The organism is Paenibacillus agilis (genome assembly GCF_007786455.1).
Classification (GTDB): Bacteria; Bacillota; Bacilli; order Paenibacillales; family Paenibacillaceae; genus Paenibacillus_B; species Paenibacillus_B agilis.
This window is the reverse complement of the sequence record NZ_VNJK01000001.1, coordinates 2,226,544-2,249,608: the sequence shown is the minus strand read 5'-3', so window position 1 is coordinate 2,249,608 and position 23,065 is coordinate 2,226,544. Positions and strand designations below refer to the sequence as shown.

General features: G+C 39.6%; 7 protein-coding genes. 6 read left to right on the top strand and 1 reads right to left on the bottom strand.

Translation table 11 applies throughout. The features are described 5' to 3' along the window. Positions 1–13: 13 nt before the first annotated feature. Both FPZ44_RS10085 and FPZ44_RS10080 read left to right on the top strand, forming a co-directional pair. Positions 14–7,183 (top strand): type I polyketide synthase, encoded by a 7,170-nt coding sequence (locus FPZ44_RS10085; RefSeq protein WP_144989787.1) that lies wholly within the window; start codon positions 14–16, stop codon positions 7,181–7,183. Further along, positions 7,174–16,866, top strand: a complete 9,693-nt coding sequence (locus FPZ44_RS10080; protein ID WP_144989785.1) for a non-ribosomal peptide synthetase — start codon at positions 7,174–7,176, stop codon at positions 16,864–16,866. Before FPZ44_RS10085 ends, FPZ44_RS10080 begins: the two co-directional genes overlap by 10 nt. Before the next feature lie 202 nt (positions 16,867–17,068). On the opposite strand, the gene FPZ44_RS10075 is transcribed toward FPZ44_RS10080, so the two are convergent. After that, positions 17,069–18,361 carry an arsenic transporter gene (locus FPZ44_RS10075; RefSeq protein WP_144989783.1) on the bottom strand — a complete coding sequence of 431 codons (1,293 nt, stop codon included), beginning with the start codon at positions 18,359–18,361 and terminating at the stop codon, positions 17,069–17,071. Between the two features lie 198 nt (positions 18,362–18,559). Between FPZ44_RS10075 and FPZ44_RS10070 the strand changes: the two genes are divergently transcribed. From FPZ44_RS10070 to FPZ44_RS10055, 4 genes are all read left to right on the top strand, one after another. Further along, positions 18,560–19,465 carry a copper amine oxidase N-terminal domain-containing protein gene (locus tag FPZ44_RS10070; RefSeq protein ID WP_144989782.1) on the top strand — a complete coding sequence of 302 codons (906 nt, stop codon included), beginning with the start codon at positions 18,560–18,562 and terminating at the stop codon, positions 19,463–19,465. Between the two features lie 368 nt (positions 19,466–19,833). Continuing rightward, entirely contained in the window at positions 19,834–20,163 is a 330-nt protein-coding gene (locus FPZ44_RS10065) for an ArsR/SmtB family transcription factor (protein ID WP_144989780.1), read from the top strand. Then, a complete protein-coding gene (locus tag FPZ44_RS10060; RefSeq protein WP_144989778.1) occupies positions 20,160–20,552 on the top strand; it encodes an SRPBCC family protein in 393 nt (130 codons plus the stop codon). Before FPZ44_RS10065 ends, FPZ44_RS10060 begins: the two co-directional genes overlap by 4 nt. Before the next feature lie 193 nt (positions 20,553–20,745). Then, complete coding sequence (locus FPZ44_RS10055) at positions 20,746–23,001, top strand: ATP-binding cassette domain-containing protein (RefSeq protein WP_144989776.1); 2,256 nt, start codon at positions 20,746–20,748, stop codon at positions 22,999–23,001. The last annotated feature ends 64 nt before the right edge of the window (positions 23,002–23,065 follow it).

The following is a 23,065-nucleotide window of genomic DNA, read 5'->3' as shown; positions in this document are numbered from 1 at the left end:
AGGGAGTGAGTGTATGGAGCAAGAGATTGATAAATATAAACTGGCATTAAAAAAAGCGGCGACCAAAATAGAAGAACTGTCTACGATCATACATGATCAAAAAAGCAATGAAGAGGTTGCTGTAATCGGTTATTCGTGTCGATTTCCAGGTGACGCTTGGAATATTGAAGGCTTTTGGCATGTATTGGTTAACGGTAAAGATAGCGTCACTGAAATAAAACCGGATCGTTTTGATTACAACGACTATTACAGCGACAATCCTGATGCTGAAGGAAAAATGGTTACCAAAAACGCATCATTTTTGCGTAATGACATAAAAGATTTTGATAATCTCCATTTTGGCTTATCTGCCATTGAGGCTGCATCGATAGACCCCCAGCAAAGGCTTTTGCTGGAGGTTAGCTGGGAAGCTATGGAGAATTCAGCTCTAAATATAGAGAAGCTGAAAGGAAGCAGAACAGGTGTATTTATAGGAATGAGCGCGTATGAATATGCCAATGCCGAATTGTTTTCAGGTGATGCATGCGATATAACACCGTACTCCACAGTAGGCGTCTCCATTGGTTCGGCAGCAGGAAGGTTATCGTATTTTTATGATTTCAAAGGGCCAGCGGTAACGTGTGATACGGCATGCTCGTCGTCCATTTCAGCCTTAAATATGGCCGTGGATAGCTTGAGAAATAACCAGTGCGACATGGCTATAGTTGGAGGTTCCAATCTGTTGCTTACACCAGAGCCGTTTATAGGACTTTCCAAATTCAATGGTTTATCTAAAGATGGACAATGCCGAGCGTTTGATAATGACGCAGATGGTTTTGGGAGAGGTGAGGGCTGCGGCGTCATCATCCTCAAAAGGTTAAAAGACGCTAAGAGTGATGGAAATAAAGTTGCAGCTCTAGTAAAAAGTGTTGCTATTGGTCAAGATGGCAAGTCCAACGGTTTTACGGCTCCTAACGGCCTATCACAACAAAGCGTAATTAGACAAGCACTACATAATGCAAAGTTAACAATCGATGATATCGATTATATTGAAACACATGGAACGGGAACTCCATTAGGTGACTTAATTGAAGTTCAATCACTAGCTGAGGTATTTAAGAACAAAAAAGATACGCTCCTGATCGGATCTGTTAAACCTAATATCGGCCATTTGGAAGCTGCTTCTGGGATGGCGAGTTTGATTAAAGTCATTTCGTCTATAGAAAACAAGAAAATTCTGCCCAACATCTACTCTAAAAATCCTAATCAGAACATTTCATGGGAAAAAGTCAAAATTGCAGATGAATTTAAGGACTGGCATAAGTCAGACGGAGTCAGAAGAGCAGGCATTAGTTCTTTTGGGTTTAGTGGAACCTTGGCGCATGTCATCCTTGAGGAACCTCCTCAGGAGAAGGAAGAGCAATTCGATGAATTGCCAACTCATTTGTTGACTTTGTCTGCTAAAAATGAAAAAGCATTAAAAGAATATGTAGGCTCCGTCAAAGAGCAGCTGTTAAAGGAAGAGAGCTCTATCGCAGATATCTCGTATACGGCCAATATTAGCCGCTCATTTTTAAACTACAGATTCTCTGCAGTCGGAAAAAGCAAAGAGGACTTGTTAGATACGATGGAAGAGGTTCTCAACCATACCAACCTTGAGTTTCTCATTCAAAAGAGTACAACCAAAGATAAAAAAATCGCCTTTCTATTTACAGGCCAAGGATCAATCTATGAAGATATTGCTAGAGACCTATACACAACATCAACTACATTTAGAGAAACAATGAATCTCTGTAATGAAAAGTTTAACGAGATACTTGGCCTTTCAATACTTGATGGCATTTATGGGGAAGACAAGACGCTGCTCAGCAGACCGTTATATTCACAAGCTGCCATATTCTCGATTGAGTACGCTTTAACCAAGCTTTGGGATTCGCTTGGCGTTAAACCGACCATAATTATTGGTCATAGTATAGGTGAGTATGCTGCTGCATGTTATGCAGGACTAATAAGCTTAGATGATGTCATCCTGATGATTGCACAGCGTGGAAGAATGATGGAATCCATTGATGTGGAAGGCAAGATGGTCGTCATCCTTACGAATGTGGAATACGTGAAAGCTGCCTTAGAGGAAAGCGGATGCAAAAATGTTTCCATTGCTGCAGTAAACGCTCCAGACAATGTTACGATATCAGGCCGAAGCGATGAAGTGGATATTGTTATTGATACACTACAAGCCAAACAAAGAATCTTTTTTAATAAGCTCAATATTCCTCATCCTTATCATTCCTTATTGATGAAGGATTACGAAAGCATGTATGAGAAAAGTATCGGTGATATTACATTCTCAAAGCTGCAAGTAGCGATGATATCCAGCATTACGGGAAAATTGGAAAATGAAGAGGTGCTGGGCAATAGCAAGTATTGGGTTGAGCATTTATCAAATACAGTTGATTTCCAAAGTGCCGTTCAAGAAGCGAAACGACTCGGCGTAGATATTTTTATTGAAATTGGTGGAGATGCGACCCTAAGTGGGTTGGCAAACCAATGTATCGATGATGAAGACATCTTGTTTTTACCTTCTATGAGAAGAGAAGCGGACAACTATACACAATTTTTCAACTCTGTTTCTGCTCTATTTATGAAAGGAATGGATTTGGATTGGCATTCATTTTATAAATCCTATAGCAAAAGAAGAGTAACCCTACCTAATTATCCATTTCAAAAGAAGGAACTGTGGAGAGAGGTAAAAAGAATGGATCGTAATGCTGTCAATCAAGAGCAACCTTCAGCATCAATCATCGAGATGAAAGAAACTACTCAAGACAGACAACTGCCTCAAAAGACGCAAACTCGCAGTAGTCACTCCCGCACAAACTATAAAGAGAAAATCAAATCTGAATTAAAAGAAATGATAAAAATCTTAACTGGATTAAAGATCGAAGAAATCGAAGATGACCTCAATCTGCTAACGCTTGGTTTTGACTCTTTAGTACTCATACAGCTTAACAAACAAATTACGAATAAATTTAACCTATCGATCACATTGAATGAGTTTTTTATAAGCTTGGATACCGTCGAAAAAATAACCGAGCATATTTATACTCATATGGATTGGTCTGAAGAAATAGAAGAAGCAGAAGAGAGTGATGTTGTATCTGAGCCGCAAACTAATGGCTCTGAGCATACGCTCACAAATAGTGTGCAGGTAAATAGCTTGCCAGTCGTTAGTCAGGTACAGAGTTCCTCATTAGGCTCGCTCGATGGTATGGGCACCATGCAGAGTATTTTTACTGCACAGATGAAAATCATGGAGGAACAGCTTGGAATACTAAAAAATCTAACGAATCCCAGTAACTCCAGTAGTAGTCCCAGTAGTATTCAAACAGTAGCTAAAGATAATAAGCTGCCAGCCGCAACAAATAATCAAGTCAATGTAAGCAGCTTGAAGGCCGCTCCTTTAACGGTGGACACGAAAAACCACTATGTTCCCTACAAAAAACTGGATTTAATCGATAATGAAAATTTCGATGAATTGCAGTTGACCTATATTCGAAATATCGAAAAAAAATATACAAACTACACTAAAAAATCAAAATCGAATATTCAAAAATATAGAAAAGTGTATGCGAATAATCGTAATGTCGCGGGATTCCGGCCTGTAATGAAGGAAATGATTTATCAGATTGTAGCTGATACTGGACAGGGATCGAAGCTCCGCGACATAGACGGTAATAACATTGTAGATTTAACAATGGGATTTGGGGTTAACTTACTTGGTCATAATCCGAGCTTTATCAATCAGGCATTGACAGAGGAGCTTGGCCGAGGAATGCCTTTAGGTCCAATGGGGAGACTCGCTGGAACCGTTGCAGAACAGATCAGCCAATTAACTGGCGTTGAGCGGGTAGCTTTCTACAACTCGGGTACAGAAGCCAATATGGTGGCTGTGCGAATAGCTCGGGCAAGTACAGGCAAGAAGAAAATTGTTACGTTTGCTGGCTCCTATCATGGTACCTATGATGGGCTGCTTGGCTTGTCTTCCATTGGAGATGATGGAAACCTGACGACGATTCCATTAGCACCAGGCATTATGGATAGCGTAGTAAGTGACTTAGTTATGTTAAATTACAATCAAGAGGCTTCTCTAGAGTTCATTAGAAATAACGCGCATGATATAGCTGGTGTCTTAGTAGAGACGGTTCAAAGCAGAAGACCTGATGTTCAGCCTAAGGAATTCCTCAAGACATTAAGACAAATTACCGAGGATAATGGAATTGCGCTTATATTCGACGAGATCATTACTGGCTTTAGAATAGGTCCAGGAGGAGCTCAAGAGTATTTTGATATTAAGGCAGATATCGTTACTTATGGAAAAGTGCTTGGGGGCGGAATGCCAATTGGGGTTGTATCTGGAAAGTCAGAGTTTATGGACTGCATTGATGGAGGAATGTGGAGCTTTGGTGATACCTCGGTTCCACCTTGTGAAAATAAGAGAACATTTGTAGCAGGAACCTTCTCTCATCATCCGTTGGCCATGGCTGCAGCTCACGCCTCATTAACGTATATAACGGAGAATAAAGATACACTTTATGACAAGCTGAATCGTAGAACCACAGATTTTGCGTATCGAGTAAACGCTTATTTTGAAGCTAATCATGTTCCAATAAAAGTTGTGCACTTCGGTTCATTATTCCGTTTTGTGTTTCGAGGTGATTTTGAAATATTCTTCTTTGGCTTATTGGAGAAGGGTGTTTATGTTTGGGAGGGAAGGAACTGTTTCTTCTCTACCGAGCATACGGATGAGGATATCGAATATATATTTAATGCCATTAAGAAAACGATAGAAGAGATGGCTCATTTCGGATATTTAAGCGATTCACCATTGAGTCAGCACACAGATCTTGTAACGAACTTCAACCAAATTGAATTGCAGGAACCTATACTTCCCATGTCCATGATTCAACAGCGATTGTTCACCTTAAGTTCAATCAGTAAAGATGACCCCTACAATATGGTGACGGTTCTGAAGGTAAAGGGGATATTGGATCGACCAAAATTTGAGTCCGTACTTAATGAAATGGTTAGGCGTCATGAGAGCTTACGAACACGCCTTTTTCTTGAGGATGGGGAGTTTAAGCAAGAGGTGCTTGAGCATGTGGAATTTAAAATTGACATTGTCAAAAAAGGTTCCCAAGAGGATTTAGATGAATTAATAGACAAATTAGTAACACCGTTTGACTTAACGGAAGCTCCTTTATTTAAGGTCATCTTGATTGATGAGCAAGAAAATGAAGGCATGCTTATTTTTAATTTCCACCATACGATCGCAGATGGAATTTCGATGAGCATATTTGTGCAAGAGTTTATGCAATTGTATGCAAATGAACGTCTATTGCCTGTCAACAAGCAGTATAGAGATTTTGTTGAATGGGAAACGCAGTATCTGATGTCGAACGAGAAGAAACTAAGCGAGCAATATTGGCTAAGTAAGCTATCGGGAGATATGAACGTATTGAAGCTGCCATCTGACTTTCCAGCACCTGCAGAATCAGATTTTACGGCAAACACGGTCCATATGAAAATTGATTCAGGGCTGGTGCACAACTTGAAATCAGTCTCAATGCGTAATAAATGCTCTTTATTTATGCTGCTAGCTGCAGGGTTTAATCTTTTGCTAAAACAGTTAACCGGCAATGAGGAGATATGCATAGGTACCCCTGTGACCAATCGAGCGGATGGATCTTTTAATGAGAGTATTGGCATGTTTACAAATACGATGGTTCTTAAAAACAATCTAGCAGATGAGAAAACATTTGAGGCATTTTTAAATGAAGTGAAACAAAATTGTTTAGAAGCATATTCTCATATGTATTATCCTTTTAACTTTTTGGCGAACCACATGAAAAAAGAAAGAAATAGTAGAGAAGGCTTTCTCAATGTGAGATTTGTCTATGAGAAAATAGATGAAAGAGTATTAACGATAGATAACTTGGAAATTGAGACTTATGAATATAAGAGTAAGTTATCCGATTTTGATTTTGTCATTGAAATTCTCGAGGAAAATGGCGTGTTTCATATTGGTATGACCTATAAAACAAGTCTATTTAAAGAAACAACAATCGAGAGATGGGGACAAAGCTACAAAGAGATTTTAGAGTTTATAACCCATAATGATAATGACGATAACCGAAAGCTAAAACTAAAAGATTTTTCGCTGATCGAAATAGGGGAAGCGAATAAATTAACTTCGGATGGAAAAGGTGAGCGTGATGTTTTGCCGGTGCCTACAGCTCATGCCGGAACAGGTATAAGTTACGAAGCTCCACGAAATGAAATCGAAGAAGTGCTGATCAAAATATGGGAAGTTACTTTGGGCTCAAACCCTATCGGAATCAACGATGACTTCTTTAAAATGGGAGGAGACTCGATTAAAGCCATCCAGCTTATTTCACGAGCCAGAGCCAAGGGCTACAGCTTTGAAGTTGATCATTTATACAAGAACCCTACTATTAAGCAGCTAGTAACCTTAGTGGAGCAGCAGCATGCAAAGAACTCACAGGAACCGCTAGCTGGAGAAGTAACGTTAACGCCCATTCAAAGATTGTTCTTTGATCAACAATCTATGGAACAGCATCAATGGGGTCAATCAAGAATGTTATATAAGGCAGATGGCTTTAAGACTGACACCGTAAAAGAAGTGTTTAATAAACTAGTCGCTCACCATGACGCATTAAGAATCGTGTATAAGCATAACAACGGCAATGTCATTCAAATCAATCGCGGGATCGATCACAGCCTGTATGATTTGAGTGTATATCAGTATGCAACTGATCAAGAAGTGTTAGAAGCTTGCAATGAGATTCAAAGCCGCATAGATCTTGAAACAGGACCATTGGTCAAGCTTGGATTATTCAAAATGGACGGAGGAGATCAACTGTTCATCGTAATCCATGGACTTGTTATCGATGAAGTGTCTTGGAGAATCCTGCTTGAAGATTTCTCACATGCATACGATCAGGCCGAGAAAGGATTGGACATTGTTTTTTCAGAAAAAACGTTATCTTTCAAAGAATGGTCTGAGAAGTTGGAGAAACACGCGGATTCTTATGCTATTAAAAAGCAAGCCGACTATTGGAAAGGTTTACGCGAAATGAACATCAAAAAATTGCCAAGGGAAAGAGGTAAGCTTGCATGGATTTGAACAAACAAGTTCTAGAGCTTGGTGAGCAATTTACCGAAGCTGCACTTGAAGAGATAAATAGAGCATTTTGTACAAATATTCTTGATATTTTATTATCTGCCCTGGCTTTGACGATCCGTGATTGGACGAAAGATGAAAATACGCTTATTACTTTGATTGGCCATAGTAGGGAAGAGTCAACCAAAATGATGGACATTAGCAGAACCGTGGGGTGCTTTAGCGCCCCTTTTCCGGTTGTTCTAAAAGCTTTCGATGATCTTGGCGACACGATTAAATATACGAAAGACATGCTGCGTCGAATTCCGAACCAGGGTAGATTTTATGGAATGATTAAACTTTTATCTAGTGAAGAACTGAACGATGTAGAACCGGAGATTTGTTTTAATTATACAGGTAAATTGGATAAAGCTACTCGAGAAAATGGCTTTGAAATTACGAGCCATGGATATAGGCAGAACACGATTAAACATTTTTCTGGTATACATCCTCTAGACATCGAAGCTGTTCTCATTGACGAAAAATTAACAATTTCAATCGCTTACCAGCAGGATGAATTTTATGTTGAAACCATTGAGAAATTGCAGGCCACGTATCAAGAGCATTTGCTTCGTTTGTTCCATTATTGTACAACCAAAGAGGAAACTGAAATCACCGTAACGGATATAACGCTAGAAAATATAAGTATGGATGAGCTGGTCGCATACAAAGATGTACTCTCCAATTTGAAAAACATATACCCTCTTGCTCCTATGCAAGAGGGTATGCTTTATCATGCCTTAACGGATGAGCTGGATACGTATATTAAACTCTCGTGTTTCCAGATTGAAGGGCAAATTGATTTGGAGCTGTTAGATAAGGCTTTTAACACGGTTATAGAACGACATGATATTTTAAGAACCGTTTTTGATTACTCTTCATTTAAGCAAAATATGCAAGTGGTTTATAAACAACGAAAAGCAGCAGTAGAGTACATCGATATTACGGATCAAGGTGATAATAGCGATGCTTATTTAAAGCAATTAATGAGGCAGTATCGCAAGGAACGATTCGACTTAAATAAAGATGTGCTGCTGCGAATTGTGCTCGTTCGAATGAATGATAATACATACAGCATGATATTCCATCTTCATCATATTCTTATGGATGGTTGGTGTAATAGCTTAATATTAATTGAATTATTCAAAATTTATAATGAACTAAAGCACGGCATAAAAGTGAGTCTAAACGAGGTAGTGCCTTATTCTACCTATATAGACTGGTTGAAAAACAAAGATAGAGATGAATCAATCGCATATTGGAATGATTACTTGCTGGAATGTAATGAGGTTACAAAAATACCTTACGAAAAAGAACAGATTACGAATGATGCATTCATCAATAAAGAAATGAAGTTGGTTCTGGAGGAGGAAAAAACATCATCGATAGCTCGCATCGCTCAGAAATGCCAAGTCACCGTGAATACAGTGATACAAAGTATTTGGGCTACACTACTTAGCAAATATAATAATTCAGATGACATTGTTTATGGATACGTTGTGTCAGGAAGAAATGCTGAGATTGCAGGTGTTGAGGTAATTCCGGGACTATTTATTAACACGATACCGCTTCGAGTGAAATTTACAGAAAGTATGTTGTATCCAGACTTACTGGAGCGTATAAGCAACATCACTTTGCAAAATACGAAGCATGATTATGTTAGTCTGACAGAAATCCAGAACTTGAGCGAGATTAAAAATGATTTGATCAGCAGCCTTCTAGTATTTGAAAATTATCCGATTGATGAGAAGCAATTAAACGAAGAAATTTTGAAAAATAACGATTTGAAAATACTTAATTCTGTCTTTGTTTTACCTCATCAGCTTATAGAGGGCTCAAACTATAACTTAACGCTGGTTGTTAATCAAGATAACAAAACATTGATCAATTTCATTTATAACGGAAACGTTTATGCTGAAGAGGGGATATCCAAAATAGTCAATGGGTTTGAGGCGATTGTTAATCAAATCATTGAAAACGAACAAATAAACATTGAACATCTAGAAATCCTTGGTGATAACGATAAGAATCAAATTCTCTATCAATTTAATCAGACGAAAAGCCTTTATCCCAAAGATAAATCCATTGTTCAGCTGTTTGAGGAACAAGTAAACAAAGTGCCTAATCATACAGCATTAATCCATCAAAATGAATACGTAACCTATCAAGAACTGAATGAAAAAGCCAATCGTCTGGCGCATCATTTAAAGCAAAAGGCTGTAGGAAAAAATGTTTTAGTCGGTATTATGGGCGAACGATCTGTGGAGACGATCATTGGTATTTTGGCAATTTTGAAGGCTGGTGGAGCTTATTTGCCTATAGATCCTAAATATCCGACAGAACGTATAAATAATTTGCTGAACGACTCCAACGCGAAATTGCTGCTTGCCCGATCCACCTATACAGAAGCTTTAGGATATGATATCGACAGTGAGATTGAAATCTTACATATAGATCAAGTTACTGAAGAGATGTCGGTAGAAAACTCAAATAATCCGCAATGGATAAACAATTCCTCAGATTTGGCCTATGTTATGTATACATCAGGTTCCACAGGAAAACCAAAAGGGGTCATGGTCGAACATCAGAGTATTGTGCGTCTTGTGAAAAACACTAATTATGTAGAGTTTGAGGAAGGTGATCGGATTTTACAAACGGGAACCATGGTTTTTGACGCTTCTACATTCGAACTGTGGGGAGCCCTTCTAAATGGAATTGGGCTGGTTTTGGTTGAGGAGTATACTCTTTTGCATGCAGAAAAGTTAGGGCAAGAGATTAGAGAGAACCAAATTACAACGATGTGGCTAACTTCGCCATTATTTAATCAACTTGTTCAACAAGATGTGACAATATTTGCAGGACTAAAAACGCTAATTGTAGGTGGAGATGCACTTTCTTGGGAACACATTAACCAGGTAAGGAAATCGCATAAGTCGTTGAAGCTTATTAATGGATACGGACCAACGGAGAACACAACCTTCTCGACTTATTATGCTATTGAAGAGGAATTTGACAAAGCGATCCCAATTGGAAAAGCAATTAGCAATTCAAACGTGTATATCGTTGATCGTCACAATCATCTCCAGCCTATTGGTGTTGCTGGTGAACTATGCGTTGCGGGAGACGGTTTGGCTCGTGGCTACCTGAACAATGAGGAATTAACTGCAGCGAAATTTGTACCAAACCCGTTCGAACCTGGCACAAAAATGTATAAAACAGGTGATTTAGCTCGTTGGTTACCTGATGGGAATATCGAATATATGGGGCGAATTGATGAACAGGTCAAAATTCGGGGATTCCGCATAGAACCAAATGAAATTGCACAGCATTTAATGCTTCACCAGCAGATTCAAGATGCCGTTGTAGTGGCTCGTAAAGGTGAAGATGGACAGGCATATTTGTGCGCGTATGTTGTAGGCGAAGCTATACTATCGCCATCAGTACTGCGTGAACATGTATCTGCATCGCTACCAAGCTATATGATACCGTCGTACTTCATACAGCTGGACAGATTGCCATTAACCCTCAACGGTAAAGTAGACCGTAAAGTGCTGCCAGAACCTGACGGTGAAAGACACACTGGTGTGCAATATGAATCACCTCGCAATGAAATGGAGCAAGCCATAGCACAGGTGTGGGAAAAAGTACTTGGCATTAAAAATGTTGGGATCAATGACGAATTCTTTTCCTTGGGCGGAGATTCAATTAAAGCCATTCAAGCTATCGCTCAAATGAACAACAAAGGATATACGTTTGAGATTAAAGATTTAATGAATAGTCCAAGAATTAAAGACTTGATCGTTCATCTCAAATTCGCGAAAAATATTGTGGATCAGAGGGAAGTATCAGGTGAAATCGAACTGACGCCTATCCAAAGATGGTTTTTGGAGCATGAAGATATAATGAAGGATCAGTTTAACCAGGATTTAATGCTGTTCAGTGAAAATGGGTTTAGAGAAGACTGGATTGAGCGAGCTTTTGATCGTATTGTACAGCATCATGATGTACTAAGAGCGGTCTTAGTTGACCAACATTTGATAAATAGAGAAGTAAATAATAAATTATATGATTTTCGAATTTATGACCTTAGAGGAAAGCAGATTGCAAACGAATATATAACAAGTTTATGCTCTGAATTCCAAGCAAGTATGAAATTAGAAAAAGGCCCGTTGGTCAAATTGGGGTTGTTTAAAACAGACAATGGGGACTATTTACTTATTGCTATCCATCATATGGTTGTAGACGCCGTATCTTGGCGAATTATTATGGAAGATTTCGAGACGCTTTATCACAATCGGGAATCGAAATTACCTTTAAAAACGACTTCCTTCCAGGAATGGGCTTCTAAACAAAAACAATATGCTAGTGGTTCTATAGTAAATAATGAAATAGCTTACTGGAATCGTATCAGTCAATGGGAAATTAAAGATCTTAACAAAGACCATGTACCTATGCGTATACAGGGTGCTGAGATTGTTAAAAAGACGATTGTATTAGACCAGACCTATACCGAGAATCTATTAATGAAAGTAAATAAGGCGTACTCCACGGAAATTAATGATATCCTTCTATCTGCTTTGACTACAGCGATGAGTATCTTCAACCAAAGCGAACGAATACTTATAAATTTGGAATCGCACGGCAGAGAGCAAATCGTAGAGAATATTGACATAACAAGAACCGTTGGTTGGTTTACTAGCCAATATCCAGTGGTATTGCATAACAAAGGCTGTGTATCCAATCTGATTAAAAATACGAAAGATACCCTTAGAAGGATTCCTCGTAAAGGTATTGGTTATGGGATCTTAAAATATTTATCACCTTTTGAATGGAAAGATACACGCAAACCAGAAATCAGTTTTAATTATTTGGGACAGTTTGACGAGAATATTTCAGGTGACCACTTTACGCTATCCGATATTTCACCAGGAGATTCGGTAAGCAAAGACAGTGGTGGATTGTATCCGTTGAATATTTCAGCAATGGTACTCCACAAGCAATTTCATTTGACATTGAGCTATATTAGGGAAGAATTTAATGATGACACGATTGATAATCTGCTAGCAAGCTATATCGAAAGCTTACAACAAATTATTGATCATTGCATATCCAAGAAGTTTGTGGAAGTAACTGCTTCGGATCTTACAGATGAAGACATATCATTGGATGACTTAGCTCCATACAACGAGCAAATCGACAATGTAAAGCGTATTTATCCACTCACTCCGATGCAGGAAGGACTGCTATTCCATTCAATGGCAGATAAAGGCGAATACTATCATGTAAATATGGAACTTAGGGTGAAAGGTGAACTCAATAAAGAGTTATTTAACAAAAGCTTTAAGGAGCTCGTCGCTAGCCATGACGTCTTAAGAACCAATTTTGACAGTGATCGTTTTAAAAATAATATGCAGATTGTTTACAAAACTAAAGAAACGGATATTACCTATCTCGATATAAGAGACTTGCAGGAAAGAAAAGAGGCATATATCGAGCAGCTTGTCAAAGAGGATAGGAAAAGAGGCTTTGACCTACTAGAAGATAACCTAATTAGACTGTTTGTGGTGAGAACTGACGAGCAAGAATATAGCTTGATGTTAAGCAATCATCATATTATTTTGGACGGATGGTCTTTTGGAATCATTAGTAGTGAATTATTCGATATTTATAGACGTCTTTTGCAAAATTCTCCTGTAGAAGTGAAGAAAGTTAAACCTTACGAAGAATATATCAAGTGGATAGGTTCGCAAGATAAAATGGCAGCGCTGAGCTATTGGTCGACGTACTTGAAGGGCTACAATACGACGATCGAAATTCCGTTTAAAAAAGTTGTAGAAACCGATGGTAAACCACAAGAAGTCACTCTAAACTTTGGTCAAAGTCTGACCAAACAAATTGAGATACTGGCTAAAAATAATAACGTTACTATTAATACGGTCTTCCAAAGTGTATGGGCGATCCAACTTCAGAGATACAATAATGTGGATGATGTCGTATTCGGGTTTATTGTATCTGGTAGAACAACGAAAGTAAGTGGAATTGATGAAATGGTAGGATTGTTTATCAATACCATTCCATTGCGAGTAAATACATCTCATGAGAAGAAATATAGCGAAGTACTGCAAAAAATAAAATCAGATTTCCATGAGAGTGAGCCTTACCAATATTGCTCGATAGCTGAAGTGCAAAAGCATACAGAGGTTGGTAATGGTCTCATCAATGGACTAATGGTATTTGAAAATTATCCGATCGATCAAGATATGATCAATAAGGATATTCAAAATCAGGTCAATCTTCACATTCGTTCTGCTCGAATGTTTGATGAAACGAATTATAGCTTTAATATCAAAGTCATTCCAGGGGATGAACTGGTTGTTAAATTTGATTTTAATGATGGAATTTACGAACAAGCAGCAGTCAATAAAATCAAAGGCCACTTCATTCACATACTAAACCAGGTTATTGCTAATCCCGATATTCGTATCGACGATATTGAGATTGTAGGAACCGATGAGCGAAACGAACTATTAGTCGACTTTAACGACACTTATATGGATTATCCAAGAGAAGAAACCATTCAGCAGCTTTTTGAAAATCAAGCTATAAAAAAACCAGATACAACTGCGGTTATTTGTGGTGAAGCAGCAATAAGCTATGGTGAATTAAATAAAAGAGCCAATGCATTAGCCAAGCATCTTAGAAGTAAAGGCATACGTGCAGAGTCTATTGTACCAATTATGATCGATCGGTCCATCGATATGGCTGTCGCTGTACTTGCGACTTTAAAAGCAGGCGCTGCCTATCTACCTATTGATACGGGCTATCCTGAAGATCGAATCAATTATATTTTACGAGATAGTAAAGCTGAGTTTATGCTTTCTACTCATAAACTCATGCAAATGAGAACACTTGAAATTAAAGAGGTTATTGATTTAGATAATAAGGAGTTATATACGCACTCTGTTGAACAAATCGATAACATTAACTGTTCCTCTGACTTAGCTTATGTTATTTACACTTCAGGCACTACCGGAAAGCCTAAAGGAGTTATGGTAGAGCATAAAGGAGTCATTAACTTAAAACATTGGTTTGAGCATGATCTTGGAATCGGAAATGATGAGAAGATTTTGCAGTTTGCAAGCATTGCGTTTGATGCATTCTCATGGGAGCTGTATATGGCGTTATTGCTTGGTAATACGCTCTGTATACCTGATAAAGATACTCTACTTAACGCAGAATTGTTAAACGAGTACATGAGAGCACACGGCATCACTACGATAACGCTACCTCCATTTGTAGCCGCCAATTTGGAAGCAGGTAACAGATTGAAGCGGGTAATTACGGCAGGTAGTGAACTCAAGTACGAACAAATCTCTCATCTACTTGGAAAAGTAGAAGTTATAAACGCATATGGTCCGACAGAAGACACCGTTTGTACGACAACATGCAAGCTAACCCAAGACCATGAAGCGAAAATATCAATTGGAACTCCGATCAAAAACCATCGAGTCTTAATTCTGGATATCCAGAATAAAGTAGTTCCAGCAGGTGTAAGCGGTGAATTATGCATTGCAGGTGTGGGATTAGCAAGAGGCTATTTAAACAATGAGGCATTAACGAAAGAAAAATTTATTAATAATCCGTATAAGCAAGGTGAGATCCTTTACAAAACAGGGGATATAGCAAGATGGTTGCCGGATGGAAATATAGAATATATTGGAAGAATTGACCATCAGGTTAAAATTAGGGGCTATCGAATTGAAATAGGCGAGATTGAACAAAATCTATTACAGCGGCCTGAAATAACGCAGGTAGGCGTTGTTGATAAGGAAAAGGATGGAGTTAAGTTCCTCTGTGCTTATTATGTATCAGAAAAAGAATTATCCATTCAGCTATTGCGGGAGTCTTTAAGCAAGCAGTTGCCCGCCTATATGATACCTGCATATTTCATGAGAATGGATTCGTTGCCTTTTAATTTAAATGGTAAAGTTGATCGCAAGTTATTACCTGAGATGGAGGGCATTATTAATACGGGTACTCATTATGAAGAAGCGGAGCATGAAATTGAATCTGTGATGATAGACATTTGTAAAAATGTATTAGGGTTGCAGCAATTAGGCGTAAGAGATAACTTGTTTGAAGTTGGTGGAGATTCGATACGAATTGCAAAAATATATACAGAGCTAAAAAAGGTGAATATTCATATTTCTATTAAGGATATTTTCTATTATGAAAATATTCGTGATATATATCAACATTGCGTAAGTAAACAAACAAATTTCCAGGAAGAAAGCCATGAAAGCAGCGAATTTAATTTTTCAAGCTTAACCGAATGGAAGCAAGCACTTACGGACCAGCTCAACGAATTTAGCAGTACAATAATTAATCGTAAGGAGATTGCGAGCGTTTATTCATTATCAGCAATGCAGAAAATCATGTTGGATACGAACCAAACATATAGTGGAGCAACTATAGATTTTAATCATCACGTCAATGTTCAGCTGCTGAAAAATAGCATAAAGCAAGTCATTAATGAGCAAGGCTTATTAAGAAGCATTTTAATTCAATCTGATGATCGAACTATGATTCAAGAGTATGGGGTGGTGCAAGATCTTGAAATCCCTTATTTAAACTTGGAAGATGCAAGCGAAGATCAAGTAGAAAGTATCAAAGCCTTCATCCATGAGCTCTATGGGAAACATGTAAACGATATAGATGTGCACAATAGGTTGTTGTACAGCATGTTTATTATCAAATTCTCTGACATTCATTATAAGGTGTATATGCCATGCAGCCATCTTATTTTTGATGCGATTAGCTTTGAAATTATCCAAGCAAGTATACGACAAGCCTATGCAAACAATGGAGAATTAAGAGAGAATAACGTATTGCAATATGAGCATTATGTAAAAGAGCAATGGAAAGGACCACAAGGGATAACAGAAAAAGATCTGATGGAGAGATTCCAGTTAACTGAGTTTCAGGAGAGCTTTAACGATTATTTTAAAAAGTACAGGGAATCAACATTCATAAATTCAATGATTTCTATTCCATTAACAAATGATATTCGTGAGTCGATACAAGAGAGGTCATGGGAACTATCCTTAAAATTATTCTTAAAAATTTTAGAGCTTAATTTTGGACTTGATAAAGTACCATTTGCTCTAATGCATACAGGAAGAAAATACACAACGCACAACTATTATCATACGATTGGAGCATTTATTGATATTCTGCCGCTGAACTTGCAAGCTGCACAACACCTGTCTATTGAAGATATAAATCAATTGATTCGCTTGGCCTATGAGAAAAATATTCATTTTACAGCATTGCTAACTCAAGAAGAACAGAAGAACAAGTATAAAAAAGTGAGACGCGCTTTAAAAGATGTCTACGGCTCAAAAATGATAAATATTCCTATCTTCAACTATTTGGGTATGTATGATTCACATTCGGAAATGAAGGAAGAGCTCAGTGGAATTAAAGAAATGTATAGTGGTCAGACAAAAAATGTATCTACTGAGATCGTCATTGCTGTACAAGAGAACGAACTAATGATCAGGTTATTCTGTGAGGAACATCAAATCTCAACAATTACAGAAGAACTCCAAAACCTTATGAACAACTATAAGCTGCTCTTCATTTAGAAAGTAGAAGTCATTCACTACTACAAGAATTGGTCACCCAGAGACATATCTTCGCTATGCAGAATAAACTCAGCAATGAGCGTAGCGGGGATATGTCTAGTGGGTGATTATTTGTGATTATTTCTATTTGCCGCTTTTGCAGGATCTACTTACCTCGTTACGATTTAATACCCCCTCCAATTTTAAACTCTCTAAGCAAATACTAGTGGATAACACTAAGCCACCAATAGAGTCCAGTCAAAGTAATAAACAGCACAGGTACAGTAAGCACTACTCCCACTTTGAAGTAATACCCCCAAGTGATTTTGACATTTTTCTTCGCGAGCACATGAAGCCATAATAGAGTAGCAAGTGACCCAATTGGGGTAATTTTCGGACCTAGATCCGATCCTATTACATTCGCATAAATAAGAGCTTCACGTACAACACCTTCAGTCGCTGTTCCTTGAATAGCCAGTGCATCGATCATAACCGTCGGTAAGTTATTCATCATCGAGGAGAGGATTGCAGCTACGAATCCAGTTCCAACGGTGGCGAGGAAGAGACCTTGATCAGCCATCCATTGAAATACGTTGCCAAGTTCTTCGGTGAGACCAACATTGCGCAAGCCGTATACGACGACATACATTCCGATCGAAAATACAACGATTGACCAAGGTGCCCCTTTAATAATAGCTCCCGAACGGATAACTTCACTGCTTCGAGCAAATAAAATAAGTGCAAGAGCCGCTGTTCCAACAATGATAGAAACAGGAATATGTATGAACTCACTTATGATATAAGCAACCAACAATACGGATAATACAATCCAAGAGAGCTTAAACATTCTTATATCCTTAATCGCTTCTTTAGGAGGTTTCAACTGACTGTGATCGTAGGTCCTAGGGATGCCTTTGTGAAACACAATAAATAGAACGAGCAAGCTGCCGCCTATCGCAAAGAAATTCGGCACAATCATCCGACTCGCATACTCAGCAAAGCCAATGCCGAAGAAATCAGCCGATACGATATTAACTAGATTACTAATAATAAGCGGTAGGGAAGCCGTATCCGAAATAAATCCGCTAGCCATAATGAACGGCAAAATCATGAGATCATCAAATTTCAGTGCCCGTACCATAGCCAGTACAATCGGAGTCAAAATAAGGGCCGCTCCATCGTTTGCAAAGAAAGCAGATACAGCAGCTCCCAGTAAAACGACATAGATGAACATAAGATAACCGTTCCCTTTAGCAATGCGCGCCATGTGCAGCGCGGCCCATTCAAATAGGCCAATCTCATCCAAAATAAGTGAAATGAGAATAATGCCGATAAAGGCGAGGGTTGCATTCCAGACTATACCGGTAACATCCCAAACGTCTTGAAAGGTAACAACCCCGAATAGTAAGGCCAAAATAGCACCGCCTACGGCAGAATACCCGATATTTAATCCTTTCGGCTGCCATATGACAAAAACGAGTGTAACCATAAAAATAAGCAATGCAAGAACTAACATCTGTTCCTCCTTAAACTATTCCTTTTCAATCTCTAGACTGAGAAAACGTGTCTTATAATCATTAATCCAGAATCTATTATACAAAGCTGCTTACATAAGTAAACTATTTTATTTGTTAGATAGTTTTATGCTTTCAATACGAATGATACGTCTACACAATGAACATACAAATTCAAAAACGAACTTAGGAGATCTTTTATGAAGAAAAAATTTTTTGCTATTACGGCTGCAGTGTTTGTTTGGGGAATGATTTCATTGGGGGCGGATGTACATGCAGCATCTGAATCGGAGCCTTCCGTTCAAGTGATTATAGATAGCGATTGGCAAAGCGATTTCCTAGTACTACAGGGTCGCACTCTCGTGCCGCTCGTTGCATTCCATGATCCAGAATGGGTGACTTATTCTTATAAACCAAAAACGAAAACGATTCGTATTGAAGGTAGTGTGCAAAAGATCGACATCCAACTTACGATTGGAAGCAAAGACGTATTAGTGAACGGCAGTAAAAAAAGACTCGATGTTCCAGTAACGATTCGTGATGGTCGCACCTACGTGCCTCTGCGTTTTCTATCGGACCAGCTCGGAGGCAGTGCTTATTATCATAAGCCGAGCAAACAAACGATTATCCGGACGCCTTCCTATATTGAAAAGATTGAGACATTGAAGCGCGGTAGCTTAGCAGATGCACGGCAAATTGCTATTTCGCTACCAATCCTACGTGAAAAAGGCGCGCTGCAACCAATGGGTGATGGGTTCATTATCGATTATATTTTCCCTGAGGGGGAGACTATGAGATACTTCCGTGAATATAAAAGTTTAAAAGAATACATTGAAATCAATAAACAGGGTTATGCTGAAGTCAAATGGGCGACGGATACTTATGTTCCACCTGGAACGAAATCTCGTGAGCGGGGTGCAGAGCCGCCGGATTTTGGGAAAGCCGTTTATTTCACCGATAACTTTATGAGTGAGCTTACTGAATACGGAAAAATAGATAGTTCTGGTGTAAGTACGCAGCTAGGACAGACGGAACAAGTACTGCAAAAGAACCAAAGAAGGATCATCGTTCCAATACATGGTGAACAGCGAACGGATGCTCAGTAAACTTGCCCCTTTTAATTTTAAAGAGTTTCGTAGAAAATAGTAGTATCTATAACCGAAAGGGATTAGCCAAGTAACCTTTGCATCCTACATAACGGAGTCATGATCATCAAGCTTCGGTTCTGTTGCGCGGAAGCTTTTTAAACTACATACATATCAATGTTTAGGTACTTAGTTGCCTCATAGTTTTCATGCGGATTTTTAAAATACAGTTGACACGACACTAAATGGTGTCCTATAGTTAAAGTGACACTAAATGGTGTCTAATTAGGAGTTCACCTCATACGGGCGTTCATCCTAAGAGCCGCATGCTTTAAAAAGGTTGTGAAATTAACGGCTGTCCCTTGGTAATAATGTGAGGAGAGAGTATTGTGAGCGAGAACAACCCATTGCGGGATGTGTTTGACGCGATTGCAGATCCAACTAGGCGCCAATTGATTCAGCTGTTAGCAGAGGCAGACGAAATACCGCTTCATGAGTTAACAGCACAATTTCAAATGGGCCGTACAGCGGTATCCAAACATTTAACAATTCTTAAAGAGGCTGGACTCGTGCTTGACAGAAAAGTCGGCAGAGAAACACGTTTTAGGCTAAATGCCTCACCACTCAGAGAAGTTCAAGATTGGGTGGCATTTTACAGTAAGTTTTGGAGTGCGAATATGCTGCGCTTAAATCAGCTATTAATGGAGGAAGAAGAATGAGTTTAAAACTAGAACTAGATTTTCAGTATACGACAACGATTGCCAAGCTATGGTCAGCTATCACTGATCCAAATAAGCTTGAAAAATGGGTGTTGCCCAATGATTTCAAGCCAGAAGTAGGACATCGTTTTCAGTTTCGTGCTGAGCCAAACGAATGGTGGGATGGCTTAATTGAAGGCGAAGTACTAGTCGTTGAAGAGCCAGACCGTTTGTCTTATTCTTGGGCTAGCGGAGAAGAGAAGCACCTTGTCGTCTGGACGCTGCAGGATTTAGGAGATGGAAAGGTTAACCTTCATCTTGAACAAACCGGCTTCTCTAATCCGCATGGACTCGAAGGTGCTAAGTATGGCTGGAGCGGCTGGTGCGCTAAGCTTGAACAAGTGCTGTAATAATAGCTGCAATTGGGAAATAAATAGTTGTCTCCTTCTATAAGGCTAGCTTTTAGTAGGTCTTTTGTTTAGCCTGCTATCTTATATCAACATAAACCGGCTGCATGTAGATTGCAGCCGGTTTATGTTTTCTACCGAACATGTCACTATGATGTATAAAAGTGTAACGAATACTAACGGAGGGAAGTTAGTTATGAACGAATCAAATCAAGAATATATCGTAATCTCGGCTGCAAGAGAAAATAACCTTAAAAATGTATCCTTACGCATTCCAAAGCGAAAAATCAACATTTTCACCGGGGTATCCGGATCTGGTAAGTCATCGATTGTCTTCGATACAATTGCAGCAGAGTCAACGCGATTGCTGAATGAAAACTTCAGCATGTTCGTACGTACTTTCTTGCCGCGATATCCGCAGCCAGATGCAGATGCGATCGAGAACTTGAGCATGGCTGTTATTGTAGATCAAAAGCGGCTTGGCGGCGGTTCCCATTCTACGATGGGTACGATTACTGATATTTCTCCTATTCTCCGTCTTCTTTTCTCCAGAGTGGGTCAGCCCTATGTTGGAGCAGCGAACATGTTCTCGTTTAACGATCCGCAAGGTATGTGTCCAGATTGCAACGGTCTTGGCCGAAAACTAGGTGTTGATATGAGTAAGGCCGTAGACATGACAAAGTCGTTGAATGAAGGGGCAATTATGCTGCCAGGTTATAACGTAAACGACTGGGAATGGAACATGCTCGTGCAGTCTGGGTCTTATGATCTGGACAAGAAATTAAACGATTATTCAAACGAGGATCTTGAAGAACTGCTGTACGGCAAGGCAAGGAAAGTGAAGATGGATTTTGCCGGTAAAGCAACAAATATTACAGTGGAAGGCGCCCTTGAGAAATTTACGAATAAGTACATTAAGCAAGATGTGAAAGCAAAGTCCGAGCGTACACAAAAAACGGTCGCACCCTTTATAACCGAGTGTTCATGTCCTAGCTGCCGCGGAGCGAGACTAAGTCAGGCTGCGCTCAACTGCAAAATTAATGGACTGAACATTGCGGACCTGTCATCTATGGAGGTTGGTCAGCTCATACGCGTCATCCGGGAGATTGACGATGCTGTCGCCGCACCTGTCGTCAAGTCGTTGAGTGAGCGCTTGCAGCATTTGGTGGATATCGGACTTGATTATTTGACGCTTGACCGAGAGACAGATACGTTGTCAGGCGGCGAGTCTCAGCGCGTCAAGATGGTGAAGCATTTGAGTGGCAGTCTCGTAGATGTCACGTACATTTTCGATGAGCCTAGCGTTGGCTTACATCCCCGTGATGTACATCGATTAAATGAATTGCTGCAGAAGCTGCGTGATAAAGGCAATACGGTCATTGTCGTTGAGCATGATCCTGATGTAATCAAATCAGCAGATCATATTGTGGATGTCGGCCCTCACGCTGGTAGTCGCGGCGGTACTATCATGTATGAAGGAAGCTATGAAGGGCTGCTGGAGTCCGGTACGTTGACAGGTACTCATATGAAACGTCCGCTTCAATTGAAGCAGGACTGCAGACAGTCATCTGGCAAGTTGTCTATCAAGGATGCTTCGCTGCACAACCTGAGAAATGTAAGTGTTGATATACCAACTGGAGTATTGACGGTAGTGACGGGTGTTGCAGGTTCAGGTAAAAGTACGCTGATCAATGAAATATTCCTCGGCCAGCACCCAGATGCGATCGTCATTGACCAGTCAGCGGTAGGCGTATCAACGCGCTCGAATCCTGCTACTTATACAGGCATTATGGATGATGTGCGCAAAGCGTTTGCTGCCGCCAACAAGGTCAGCGCAAGCTTGTTCAGCTTTAACTCTAAAGGGGCTTGCGAGAATTGCCAAGGGCTTGGCGTTGTGTATACAGATCTTTCGTTCCTCGACAGTGTGAAGCTGCCATGCGAAGTATGCGATGGGAAACGATTCAAGGAAGAAGTACTCGAGTACAAGCTGAACGACAAGTCTATAGCAGATGTGTTAGAGATGACGGTAGAACAGGCATTGGAGTTCTTCAAGCTAAAAGAGGTAGTGCGCAAGCTGCAGGCAATGAGTGATGTGGGTCTAAACTATATTACACTCGGCCAACCTCTCAGCACGCTGTCTGGCGGGGAATGCCAACGTATCAAGTTAGCAAGCGAGCTGCATAAAGAGGGCAGCATCTACGTAATGGACGAGCCGACGACTGGCCTCCATATGTCTGATATCGGGCATATTGTGGAGATCATGAACCGACTCGTGGATGCCGGCAATACGGTGATCGTCATTGAGCATAACATCGATGTGATCAGCCAAGCCGATTGGATCATCGATATGGGACCAGACGGAGGCAGTAAGGGTGGTCAGGTTGTGTTCGAGGGCACACCGACGCAGATCATCCATGCGGAGCAGTCGATCACAGGAAAATACTTGATGTAATTTTAAAATCCAGGGCTGCCAGCAAATTCGGCAGCCTTTTTTTAACGGGCTTGAATGGGGCGAG